Source organism: Dermabacter sp. HSID17554 (assembly GCF_003989295.1).
Classification (GTDB): domain Bacteria; phylum Actinomycetota; class Actinomycetes; order Actinomycetales; family Dermabacteraceae; genus Dermabacter; species Dermabacter vaginalis.
Window position 1 is genome coordinate 117,656 of sequence record NZ_RBLW01000004.1, and the last position, 12,304, is coordinate 129,959.

At 62.3% G+C, this 12,304-nt stretch carries 8 protein-coding genes; 7 read left to right on the forward strand and 1 reads right to left on the reverse strand.

Annotation, left to right across the window (positions count from 1 at the left end; genetic code table 11):
- The first annotated feature begins 6 nt into the window (after positions 1 to 6).
- The 5 genes from D8M36_RS08315 to D8M36_RS08335 all read left to right on the forward strand — a co-directional run bounded on the left by D8M36_RS08315 (position 7) and on the right by D8M36_RS08335 (position 5,534).
- Positions 7 to 855, forward strand: a complete 849-nt coding sequence (locus tag D8M36_RS08315; protein WP_126848170.1) for a hypothetical protein — start codon at positions 7 to 9, stop codon at positions 853 to 855.
- Positions 848 to 2,521 (forward strand): DNA repair helicase XPB, encoded by a 1,674-nt coding sequence (locus D8M36_RS08320; RefSeq protein ID WP_126848172.1) that lies wholly within the window; start codon positions 848 to 850, stop codon positions 2,519 to 2,521. The genes D8M36_RS08315 and D8M36_RS08320 overlap by 8 nt, the downstream gene beginning before the upstream one ends.
- Before the next feature lie 119 nt (positions 2,522 to 2,640).
- Positions 2,641 to 3,222 (forward strand): LapA family protein, encoded by a 582-nt coding sequence (locus D8M36_RS08325; RefSeq protein WP_126848174.1) that lies wholly within the window; start codon positions 2,641 to 2,643, stop codon positions 3,220 to 3,222.
- Positions 3,223 to 3,297: 75 nt separating this feature from the next.
- Positions 3,298 to 4,017 carry a response regulator transcription factor gene (locus D8M36_RS08330; protein ID WP_016663830.1) on the forward strand — a complete coding sequence of 240 codons (720 nt, stop codon included), beginning with the start codon at positions 3,298 to 3,300 and terminating at the stop codon, positions 4,015 to 4,017.
- 2 nt (positions 4,018 to 4,019) lie between these two features.
- Positions 4,020 to 5,534, forward strand: coding sequence for a HAMP domain-containing sensor histidine kinase (locus D8M36_RS08335; protein ID WP_238638430.1), 1,515 nt, complete (start codon positions 4,020 to 4,022; stop codon positions 5,532 to 5,534).
- On the opposite strand, the gene D8M36_RS08340 is transcribed toward D8M36_RS08335, so the two are convergent.
- A complete protein-coding gene (locus D8M36_RS08340) occupies positions 5,527 to 6,339 on the reverse strand; it encodes an RNase H family protein (RefSeq protein ID WP_126848176.1) in 813 nt (270 codons plus the stop codon). The two genes, D8M36_RS08335 and D8M36_RS08340, sit on opposite strands and share 8 nt — an antisense overlap.
- Positions 6,340 to 6,466: 127 nt before the next feature.
- Here D8M36_RS08340 and D8M36_RS08345 point away from each other — a divergent pair, with 127 nt between their 5' ends.
- A complete protein-coding gene (locus D8M36_RS08345) occupies positions 6,467 to 7,468 on the forward strand; it encodes an LLM class flavin-dependent oxidoreductase (protein ID WP_126848178.1) in 1,002 nt (333 codons plus the stop codon).
- 575 nt (positions 7,469 to 8,043) lie between these two features.
- A partial coding sequence (locus D8M36_RS08350) for a YPDG domain-containing protein (protein ID WP_193877140.1) occupies positions 8,044 to 12,304 on the forward strand: 4,261 nt, incomplete at its 3' end.

Here is a 12,304-nt window from a genome sequence, read left to right on the forward strand (position 1 = left end):
GAGATCATGACCGATCCGTATGAACCGGCCCCCGGCACATTTCGTTACTCGGCGCCTGGAGAGCAGAATTTCGAACAGCCCCGGTTCCAGGCACAGGCTCAGCAGCCGAATGCCGGATTCACCACCGGTAGCGCCTACGACGGCCCGCCTCCCGGAACCGACGTCGGCAACGACATCTCGAAGTCGTTTTCGTGGGCGTGGCAGGCCTTCACGAAAAACTGGGTCGCACTCGTTGTTCCAGGCATCATCTGGGCAGTCGTGTACGCGGCCTTGCTGGCCATTTTCTTTGTGGGCTATTTCGCGTCGATCATCGCACTCGCCAATGGCGCCGAATCGGGTAATAACGACGGCGCGGAAGCTGTGGCGGTGCTCGTTTTCGTGCTCATCGTCTTCCTCGTCATGTTCCTGATTCAACTCCCGCTGGCCGCGTGGATAAGCGGGGCGTACAGGGCGGCCGGCCTCGTAGCGAGGGGCGAGAAGCCTACGATCGGCAGTGGTCTCTTCCACTGGAAGACGTTCCTCACCTCCATTCTGTACGGAGTCATCTCGATCTTCTCGATCATCATCCCGTTCCTCGGCCAGCTCGCGTGCCTGTTCTTCTTCTCGCTCGCGCCGTATCTTTCCGCGGGACGCGATGCGGGGCCCATCACTGCATTCAAGGAAGCAGCGAATAAAGCTCTCGCGAAGCCCGCACACGTGATCCTCGCCCCGCTCGTGTCCTTCGCGGTGATGTTCGTGCTCGCGATCACGGGCATCGGGCTGATCCTGCTCCCCGCGGCATTGCCGTTTGTGGCGCTCTTCTACATGTCGATGATCAACCGCATCGAGGGCACACGCCCGGCACCCGTTGTCTAGCGCCGGCAGCCCAGGCTCGGGCGCCCTCATCGTTCAGTCGGATAAGTCGATCCTCCTCGAGGTCGCTCACCCTTCGGCCGAGCAGGCGCGCGCCGCGATAGCGCCGTTCGCTGAGCTCGAGAAGTCACCCGAGCATGTCCACACCTACCGACTCACGAACCTCGGGCTGTGGAACGCGAAGGCTGCGGGGTTCGATGCGGAGTGGGTCGTCGATGCTCTCCTCACGCATTCGCGATTTCCCGTTCCGCACGCCCTTCTCGTGGACGTCGCGGACACGATGGATCGCTACGGTGTTCTGAGCCTCCAGAGTTCCCCCGCGCACGGCCTCGTGCTCCTCGCGAAGGATCCGGCGATCCTCACGGAAGTTCTTCGCTCAAAGCGCGTCGCGCCGCTCGTGGGTGCGCGCATCGATGAGACCACCTCGCTCGTACACCCGAGCGAGCGCGGCGCCCTCAAGCAGCAGCTCCTCAAGCTCGGCTGGCCGGTCGAGGACCTCGCGGGTTTCGTGGACGGTGAGAGCCACCCGATTGCGCTCACGGATTCCCCGGGCACGTGGCAGCTTCGCCCGTATCAGCGCGAGGCGGTCGAGCATTTCACAAAAGGTGGCAGCGGCGTGGTCGTGCTCCCGTGCGGGGCGGGGAAGACGACCGTGGGAGCGGGCGCGATGGCGGCGCTCGAGCGCACGTGTCTCGTGCTCGTGACGAACACGGTTTCCGCCCGTCAGTGGCGCCGCGAGCTTCTCGAGCGCACGTCGCTCACGGAGAGCGAAATCGGCGAGTACAGCGGCGCAAAGAAGGAGATTCGCCCGGTCACGATCGCCACGTATCAGGTGCTCACGTCCAAGCGCCGCGGCATCCATCCTCATCTCGAGCTCGTGAGCGCCCGCGATTGGGGTCTCATCATTTACGACGAGGTGCATCTTCTTCCCGCCCCAGTGTTCCGCATGACCGCCGACCTGCAGGCTCGCCGCAGGCTTGGCCTCACGGCGACCCTCGTGCGCGAGGATGGCCGCGAGGGCGAAGTGTTCTCGCTTATTGGCCCGAAGCGTTACGACGCGCCGTGGAAGTCGATCGAGGCTCAAGGGTGGATCGCCCCGGCGGAGATGACGGAGGTGCGCGTCACGATGTCGAGCACCGAGCGGAAGGTGTACGCCTCGGCGGAGGCAAGGGATCGGCAGAGACTCGCGGCAACGAGCCCTGAGAAGGTCACCGTCGTCGAGCAGCTCGTCGCGCGACACCGAGGCGAAGGGATCCTCGTGATCGGCCAATATCTTGATCAGCTCGAGGAGATCGCGAATCGGCTCGATGCGCCGGTCGTCACGGGCGACACTTCCCTCAAGGATCGCGAAAAACTCTTTGCCGCGTTCCGCGAGGGCGAGATCGATCTGCTTGTCGTCTCAAAGGTCGCGAACTTCTCGCTCGATCTTCCCGAAGCAAGCGTGCTCATCCAGGTGAGCGGCGCTTTCGGCTCGCGTCAGGAGGAGGCACAGCGGCTCGGCAGGATCGTGCGGCCGAAGCGCGATGGGCGAACGGCACACTTCTACACGGTGGTCACGCGCGATACGCAGGATCAGGATTTCGCGCAGAATCGGCAGCGCTTCCTCGCGGAGCAGGGGTACGGGTATCGGATCCTCGATGCGCGCGATGTGGAGCCGGGAAACGTCTAGCCACCCGTTCGGCCCCAAGCGCTTAAGTGAGGGGTCCGACGCTAGCCGGGCCCCATTGCTGCACTCGTTCTTTGCACGGCGGTCACCATGCGTTTGGTCAAGGCGAGTACGCTTGACGTATGAACTCTAAGGAATACGACGGTTTCTCCGATTCTTTTCGCGATGCAAAGGCTGAAGAAGTCACGCGTGCAAATCCGGCTGCTGCGGGCGTGAACAGCGCTGGCACCGCTTCTTCTGCGGCGCAGGCAGCGCCCGAGGCACCGAGCTTCGGTGGAGCCGGGCAGGCGTCGGACCCCAAGAGCGCCCCGAGTGCCCCCGCCGCGCAGGCGAAGCCGGCCACGCCTAGCGCCGCACCCACGCGCCAGCGCACCTCGCAGGCCCAGCAAGCGCCGAAGGCCGCTCCCTCGGCTGCGCCTCAGAATGATCAGCACGCTGCCCAGCCCGCGCCGAAGTCACGCATGGGCGTCGTGTGGGCGTCGCTCATCGTGGGCGCGCTCCTTTTGATTCTGCTGCTCGTGTTCGTGATTCAGAACAATGTGTCCACGCAGTTCGAGTACTTCACGTGGCAGTTCAACCTTCCGCTTGGCGTAGCGATGCTGCTCGCGGCGATCGCGGGCGCGCTCATCATGGCGCTCGCCGGTTCGGTGCGCATGATTCAGATGGGCTGGGAGCTTCGCAAGTATCGCCGCGATCAGAAGTAGCTGATTCGCCACACCTGCCCGCAAGTCACAGGCAACGTCCAGCCAAACTTCACCTTCGGGTTACACCATTGACCCATGAACACGGAGCAGGAGCAGGACTACGAGGCACGCCTCCTCGTGGTCGACGATGAACCGAACATTCGCGACCTTCTCGCCACGAGCCTGCGTTTCGCGGGCTTCGAGGTGTTTGCGGCCTCCAATGGTGCCGAGGCCATCAAGCTGGCGACTGAGAACGAACCGGATCTGATCGTTCTCGACGTCATGCTGCCCGACATCGACGGTTTCACGGTGACCCGCCGCCTTCGCGACAAGGGCCACCACTACCCGATCCTTTTCCTCACGGCACGTGACGAAACGAAGGATAAGGTCGCTGGCCTCACGGTCGGTGGCGATGACTACGTGACGAAGCCGTTCAGCCTCGAAGAGGTCGTGGCTCGCATTCGCGCGGTACTGCGCCGCACTCACGTGGGCGTCGCCGAGCCGAGCGAAAGCGCGCTCGTGGTGGGCGATCTTCGCCTCGATGAGGATTCGCACGAGGTGACGCGCGCCGATTCGCCGATCGACCTCTCCCCCACCGAGTTCAAGCTGCTGCGTTACCTCATGCTGAACGCGGGTCGCGTGGTGTCAAAAACCCAAATCCTCGATCACGTGTGGGATTACGACTGGTCGGGCGAAGTGGGCATCGTCGAGAGTTACATTTCGTATCTTCGCCGCAAGATCGACGTGGTTGGTGAACCCATGATTCATACGAAGAGGGGCATCGGCTACGTGCTGCGTCCGGCCGATCCGCGCTGACCTTGACCGACGCCCCCAAGAAGGACCGCGTTTCGCGGGCCAATCGCCCGGTGTCCCTATGGACCCGGATTGTCGCGCTCATCGCGCTCGTTCTCGTGTCGGGAACGATCGTGACGGGCGCGCTTTCACTGTTCCTCCTCAAGCGCACTCTCATTGAAAGCGTGGACGCTGATCTCGCCGCGGCGGTCAGCCCAAGCGCGATCGCCAATCCACGCCGCAACATTTCACTCATCACCACGGGGTCACCGAGCGCGCAGTACACGCCCGTGGATTACGTGGTGGAGTGGCAGGATCAGTCCGGTGGGGTTTTGCAGCGCGTGGTGCAGGATTCCGACGGCGACCCGTCTCTCGACTTCCCTGCGCTGACGCGCGAGGAGGTTGTGTCTCTCCAGGGAAAGCCCTTCACTCTTGTGGCGGGTGACCGCGAGTCGTGGCGCGTGCGCGCGGTTGCGTCGAACGATCCGGATGGTCCCTCGGTTTTCGTGGCGCTCCCGCTTCGTGGCGTGGAGAACACGATGAATGAGATGGCGCTCATCATCGTGCTCGTGGGAACGATGGTGGTGCTCGTTGGCGTGGGGCTTGGCGGCTACGTGCTCCACTATGCTCTCGAGCCTTTGCGCGATGTGGAGAAGGCCGCCAAGAACGTTGCGGCCGGTACTCTCGGCACGCGCATTCCCGTGAGCTACTCCTCGCAAGAGGTGCATTCGTTAAGTGTGGCCCTCAACGAGATGCTCATTCGCCTCGAGAAGGGTTTTCAAGCCCAGGCCGAGTCGCAGGCGGAGGCGCTCGCGAGCCAGTCGCGCATGCGGCGCTTCGTTGCGGATGCCTCGCACGAGCTTCGCACTCCCCTTGCGGCGATCCGCGGCAATGGCGAGTTGTATCGCATGGGGGCGATGCCGCGCGACGAGGATGTCGCGCAGGCGATGCGCCGCATCGAGGATGAGGCGAAGCGCATGGGGTCCCTCGTCGAATCGCTTTTGAAGCTCGCGAGGCTCGATGAGCAGCGTTCTTTCGATCTCGTGCCGCTCGATGCGTCGGGGATCGTGAAGGACGTGGTGCAGGATTTGCGGGCACTCGATCCCACGCGAGAAGTCGCGATCGTTGACCTCGCGGGTGCGGTTCTCACGCCCGCGGCCGTTCCGCCGCTCGGGGTGCTTGGCGACGAAGCTGCACTTCGACAGGTCATTGTGAACCTCGTGGGTAACGCGAACAGGCACACGCCGAAGGGTTCACCCGTGGAGGTCGCGCTCGGCAATGGCCGCGATGGTAAGGCCATCATTGAGGTGCGCGACCATGGTGAGGGCATTCCGGCGGACATCCGCGAGAGGGTTTTCGAGCGCTTCTTCCGCACCGACGAGTCTCGCCAACGCCAGCAAACTCAAGGCGGCGGCGCGGGGCTTGGCCTCTCGATTGCGGCCACAATCATGCAGCATCACGACGGCACGATCTCGATCCATCAAACGGACGGCGGCGGGGCAACGTTCCGCGTGGAGCTCCCGGCGGCCGAGCTCAGCTAAGTGCGCTCCAATGCTGGTGGAGAATCCGAGGGGTCTCGCCACCCCACAGGGTCACGATGCGAAAGTTCCGGCCGGCAGCTTCGAGCACGGTGTCGGTCAGGTGGAGGTGCGGGCCGACCTCGCGCGAAGTCACCTCACCACAAAGCTTCACCCCTCGCCCACGCAAAGCCTCGACCCCCCTCACCCATTCCTCGATGCTCATCACACGAGCGCGGGTATCAATGAAATGAGGATCCTCGCCGAGGCGCTCACGCGGGGACGCGCTTTCACACCACAGGGAGCGCTCTAGGCTGGCAGGCGTCGGAACCGTGCGCGGGGCACCCGCGTGGACCGCACCCGTGAAACCAGGCCCCACGTTCGGCGCCGTGCCCTTCTGGTAGGCGGTCGCCGCGGCCCGGGCGCGCTCGTCAGCGGCCTCGTTCATGTCGTGGCCCGCATGGCCCTTGACCCATTCGAAGCGCACGTTGCGGCCCTGCATTTCGCGATCGATCGCTTGCATGAGCTCGACGTTCAGCACGGGCTTGCCGTCTTTCTTTTTCCAGCCCTTCTTTTTCCAGCCAGGCATCCACTTCGTGACGGAGTTGATGACGTACTGCGAGTCGCACAGGATCACGAGTTCCTCGGCCGCGTGACCGGCTTCGCGGGTTTGGCTGAGCAGTTCGCGCACAGCGGTGAGCTCGCCGATGTTATTCGTGCCGTGGGTGCTTCCGCCCGCGCTCCAGCACTCGTCGCTGACGTACCAGGCCCAGCCGGTGGGGCCAGGGTTGCCAAGTGCGGAGCCGTCTGCTGCTGCGGTGATCGTCATGGCCATATTTTTTCACAGGCCCTGAATAGCCGGGCGGGTGGGTGGAATAGCGGTGCGCTCAAAGGGCGTTTGGTGAGAGTCCGACGGTTTCGCGCACCTATCGAGCGCACTTCTGTGGAGGTTTCCTATGTCTAAGCGTCCCGACCTGGCAATTCTCGATCTCGTGGGGGTGAGCGAGGGGCAATCGTTCGCCGAGGCTATCGAAGCGTCGATGCGGGCGGTCGAGCTCGCTGACGAGCAGGGATACAAGCGGTATTGGTTCGCGGAGCACCACAACACTTTGAATCTTGCCTCGAATGCAACGTCGCTTCTCATTGACCGCGCAGCTTCGCGCACGAAACGCATCCGCGTCGGTTCGGGTGGGATCATGCTGCCGAATCACGCGCCACTCCAAGTGATCGAGCAGTTCGGCACGCTCACGCAGTTCCACGGTCCGAGGATTGATTTGGGTCTTGGCCGCGCGCCGGGCACCGACCCGCTTACCGCGCAGCTTCTTGGGCGCACGAGCGCAGAGCCGGCGGATTTCGCGCGGGCCGTTGCCGACATGCAGGCCTGGGCAAGCGATGACACGCTTTCGCGGTACCGGATCGGCGCATACGTTGCGCAAGGCACGAACGTACCGATGTGGGTGCTTGGCAGTTCCCTCGCGGGCGCAGGTCTTGCGGCGCAGCTCGGGTTGCCGTTCGCTGTGGCAAGCCACTTCGCGCCCTTCCAGTACAAGGAGGCGATCGCGCTTTATCGCCGCGAGTTCAATGCCGAAGCTCCCACCGCGCAAGTGGAGAAGCCGCACGTGATGGTGGGTGTGAACGTGTATGTGGCTTCAACGGATCACGAAGCTGAACGCCAGTTCTCCACCCTGCAACAGGCTTTTGCGGCGCTTGGAACAGGCAAGCGACAGTTGATTCAGCCACCCGCGGAAATCTCGGCGCTGCTCCCCGCCCCTGTACTCGAGCGCGTCAACGGGGCGCTTGCGGTGCGCGCTGTGGGTTCCCCGAGCACGGTCGAGGCCGAGCTTTCACGCCTCGCGGAGGAGACCCACGCTGACGAGTTCATCGTCTCGAACTACTTCCATGACCCCGCAAAGCGCTATGAGAGCCAGCGCCTGCTCGCCGAAGCATGGCTCAAGTGAGGAGCGGACTTAAGTCCCGCCTTCACTTTTTGTCACGATAACGATTTCGTTACCAACGCCGACCGGCGGCACCCACGAGGTGCTGTCGGTCGGCGTTTTCTTTCCCGAAGGTAATTTTTAGAACGGTTAACAACTGGTGACTATTTTCGACTAATAAACACCTTACTTCCCTTTCTTTTGCGACCTCACGAAAGTCCTTCTTCATTCTTAGCGACCAACCATTCCACTAAGAAGTAAGGCCTACGCAACGCTGTGACATGCGAGCTTCCATGGCGGAGCCACCATCGGGGTCGCGAGGGGCGGATCGCTAATCCGTAACATTGTCGTAACATTTGCTATACCAACGTTTCCCCACGCGATCGCTATGCTCGAATCCCCTTCCCTCCAGCCAGCCCTGCTTCAACCGCACCGCCCGTCGGACGTCTCTCGCGCGCCCACATGAGGCCCGGCCCCTCGAGGAAAATTGCTCACTTCACAAATCGCCCAAAAGCGGTTAGCGTCGAGTTTGGACGTCTGCAACAGGTGTTGTGTGGCGATTCCTTTTGCTCCCCCATACACAGAAAGTTGGAGAACTCATGGTCTTCGATGCTTTCCGTAAGCGGAACAGCCACCGCGCGGAATCCTCAGTTACCCCCCTGTGGCGCCGCGGTGCTGCGGCCCTCGCCGTGGGCGCCGTCCTCGGCACCACCGGCGTTGTTGGCGCGAGCGCCATCGATGCCCCGAGCGCGTTCGCGGCGGAGCCTGGCGCGCAGACTATGGCAGAGCAGTACTCGATTTCTTACCCGACGTATACAGTGAAGCCGTTCCACCCTGTCGATGTCGTTCCCACCGTGGCCGACGCGGCCGGCTCTGCAGCTAGCGTCCCCAATGGCACAACTTTCACCAAGGTAGGGGACTTCTCGGGCAGCATTGACTCGGAAACAGGCGCGTACAGCGGCTACCAGACCTCTACTTACCCTGTGACCCACAACTACACGGTTAAAGTGAAGTTCCCTGATGGTTCAACCACTCAGGTTTCTGGCACCGTAAAAGTCGATAAGAACGCCCCTAAGAAACCAGCTCCTGAACCCGCCCCCGTGGAGCCCACACCAGGCGAAGACCCCACCCCGGTAGAGCCCACGCCAGGCGAAGACCCCACTCCGGTGGAGCCCAACCCTGGAGACAACGCCGCCGAAACCCAATTGACCGATTCTTACGCCCCGAGCTACGCGGAGGGCATTGAAGTCTGGAATGGTCGAGCCGATATCGTTCCTGCTCCTAAGTTCTACGACGCAAACGGCGCTGAGATTGCACGCCCCGGGGGTGTTAAGTTTGCCTACAAGGGGAACGTCGCAGGCCTCCAAATCAATTCGGACACAGGTGAGATTTCTAGCCCGTCGAACTGGAAGATGGGTACGCAGACTCTCACCTACGATGTCGTTGTCACCTACTCCGACGGCAGCACCGACACCATCACTGCCAGCTTCAAAGTTGTAGACAAGCCGGACCAGCCTAAACCGCCGAAGCCGGATCCCACTCCGGAGGCATCGCGCGTCACTGAAATTGCCTACGAAAACCCCGCGGTTCGCGTCGAGACTATTCAGACCGCGGCCGAGGGGAGCGACACCACCACTGCTACTTTCCCCGCACCAAAGCTGGACGGCGAGCGTCGCACCGACGAGTACTTCGCTTTCATCAACGAAAACGGCAAACCTGTCCAGTCTCTTGAGAGCTCGAGTACTACCCCGAAGGCAAAGATCGACAAGCGCACTGGCGAAATCACCGTCGGGCCGAACAGGTTCGATCAAGATAACGAGTACGAAGTACGCGTTGCGCTTCTTCGCGGTCAAGATATTCTCGCTGAAACCACCGTTGAGATCGAGCTCTATCGTGGCTACCCTGGCCAGGACATGGAGCTCGCGCTTCTCGTAGACGGAAACTTCAAGTCGAGTTCCGATCTTAAGAGCGATGAAGACTTGAAGAATATTTCTGTAACGCTCACAAATACAGATAACAACAAGACCTACACGACCGGCAAAGCAAAAGACTGGTTTGACGCTGCAGGCGGCAAAGTCGACCACGCACGTCTCGGCGACGTGGAGTACGGCACTTACAGGGTCAAGGTTGAGGGAGTCAACACCGACAAGTACTCGATCGCAGCCGATCACGGCGTTCTTAGCGTCGTGAACGGTGACACGATTACACTGTCTAAGGAGAACAACGCTGCTACTGGCGACGGTCCGGTAGGCAACGGTGAGAACTACCTCAAGCTCTCGTTGGTAACAAAGGCCGATACTCAGCCCGAGCAGACTGAGGGCCTTACCCCTGCCTACGCCGAGGGCATCAAGGTGCTCGTCGGCACACGCCAGCCGGTTCCGGCACCGACCTTCACCGACGCCGACGGCAACACCGTTAAAGCGCCCGAGGGCACGACGTTCGAGTTCGGCCCGGACGAGGACTACGGTGCTTGGATCGACGAGAAAACCGGCGAGATCACCCCGCTTCTTGCTGGCCAAAAGGGTCGCACCACCGATGACGATTGGGGCAACCCAGGCAAGCTCGACTTCAAGGTCCGAGTGACCTACCCGGACCGCTCGACCGACGACATCGTCGCCAGCTTCGAGCGTGTCCTTCCCCCGCAGTCGGATGACTTTGATCCGAAGTACCCCGATACGGATCTGACGCAGGGTGATGTCTCGGATGCTCCGACCTTCGACGACCCGGCAACCGACGAGGTCGAGTCGGCACCTGAGGGCACGAAGTTCGAGAAGACGGAAGGCGACGACGGCATCACCGTCGACGAAGAAACCGGCGCGATCACTGTCGGTGACGACGTCGAACCCGGCGAGCACAAGGTCGTTGTCGAGGTCACCTACCCCGACGGCTCCACCGACGAGGTCGAGGTGACGGTCAACGTCGAGGCGAAGAAGGAATCGGAGAACCTCAACCCGTTCTACCCCTCGACCGAAATCGAGCAGGGCCAGACCGGTGTCGCACCCGAGTTCGACAACCCCACCACTGATGCTGTCGAAACGATGCCCGAAGGCACCACCTTCGCCCCCAGCGAGTACTACCCGCTGCCCGAAGGCATCACGGTCGACCCCAACACGGGCCAGATCATCGTTGGTGACGACGTCGAACCCGGCACCTACCCGGTCGTCGTTCATGTCACCTACCCCGACGGCTCGACCGACGACATCTACACCACCATCACCGTGACCGAGAAGCCGGATTCGTCGAAGTACGACCCGACCTACACGGACACGGATCTGACGCAGGGTGATGTCTCGGACGCTCCGACCTTCGACGACCCGGCAACCGACGAGGTCGAGTCGGCACCTGAGGGCACGAAGTTCGAGAAGAAGGACGGCCCCGAGGGCATCACCGTCGACGAAGAAACCGGCGCGATCACTGTCGGTGACGACGTCGAACCCGGCGAGCACAAGGTCGTTGTCGAGGTCACCTACCCCGACGGCTCCACCGACGAGGTCGAGGTGACGGTCAACGTCGAGGCGAAGAAGGAATCGGAGAACCTCAACCCGTTCTACCCCTCGACCGAAATCGAGCAGGGCCAGACCGGTGTCGCACCCGAGTTCGACAACCCCACCACTGATGCTGTCGAAACGATGCCCGAAGGCACCACCTTCGCCCCCAGCGAGTACTACCCGCTGCCCGAAGGCATCACGGTCGACCCCAACACGGGCCAGATCATCGTTGGTGACGACGTCGAACCCGGCACCTACCCGGTCGTCGTTCATGTCACCTACCCCGACGGCTCGACCGACGACATCTACACCACCATCACCGTGACCGAGAAGCCGGATTCGTCGAAGTACGACCCGACCTACACGGACACGGATCTGACGCAGGGTGATGTCTCGGACGCTCCGACCTTCGACGACCCGGCAACTGACGAAGTCGAGTCCGCTCCCGAGGGCACGAAGTTCGAGAAGAAGGACGGCCCCGAGGGCATCACCGTTGACGAAGAGACTGGTGCTCTTGTCATCGGCGACGACGTTCCCGCCGGCGAGCACAAGGTAGTTGTCGAGGTCACCTACCCCGACGGCTCCACCGACGAGGTCGAGGTGACGGTCAACGTCGAGGCGAAGCCAGCCGCTGACGACTACAACCCGCAGTACACTGACACCACCCTCAAGCAGGGAGAGCGTTCGGATGCTCCGACGTTCGATGATCCGACCACGGATGCAGTCGAGTTCGTTCCCGAAGGCACGACCTTCGGCCCGAACGAGTACTCCCCGCTCCCCGAAGGCATCACTGTCGACCCGGAGACCGGTGAAATCATCGTTGCTGAGGACGCCGAGCCGGGCCGCTACCCGATCGCCGTTGACGTGACCTACCCCGATGGCTCGAAGGACACCATCTACGAGACCATCACCGTTGTTGGCCCGACCGACGCTGAGAACCTTACGCCGGTGTACACCGACGTCACGGTTGAGCGCGGCGAGACGGCTTTCGTCGATGCGCCGACCTTCGATGATCTCGCGACCGACGAGGTGGAGTTCGCGCCTGAGGGCACGAAGTTCACTCTCAAGGACGGAGAGATTGAAGGCGTCACTATCGACGAAGAAACAGGTGCGATCTCCTCGAACGCAACGTTCGCGTCGCCTGCGGATCACGTGTACGAGGTCCTCGTGACCTACCCCGATGGCTCGACCGATACGACTTTCGTGACCATCCACGTCGTAGAGACTCCGCAGGTCAAGCTTTACCAGCCGGCCTACACCGAGGTCACCGTCACCCAGGGTGACGTTGCCGAGGTCGCAGCCCCCGTCTTCACCGACGAGGAGACCGGCGAAGAGCGCGACATGCCCGAAGGCACCACGTTCGCCCTCAAGG

Excerpts from the sequence above, each read along its gene's own strand:
- D8M36_RS08315 (WP_126848170.1), top strand. The coding sequence starts at position 7 with ATGACCGATCCGTATGAACCGGCCCCCGGCACATTTCGTTACTCGGCG.
- D8M36_RS08325 (WP_126848174.1), top strand. The coding sequence starts at position 2,641 with ATGAACTCTAAGGAATACGACGGTTTCTCCGATTCTTTTCGCGATGCA.
- D8M36_RS08330 (WP_016663830.1), top strand. The coding sequence starts at position 3,298 with ATGAACACGGAGCAGGAGCAGGACTACGAGGCACGCCTCCTCGTGGTC.
- D8M36_RS08340 (WP_126848176.1), bottom strand. The coding sequence starts at position 6,339 with ATGACGATCACCGCAGCAGCAGACGGCTCCGCACTTGGCAACCCTGGC.
- D8M36_RS08345 (WP_126848178.1), top strand. The coding sequence starts at position 6,467 with ATGTCTAAGCGTCCCGACCTGGCAATTCTCGATCTCGTGGGGGTGAGC.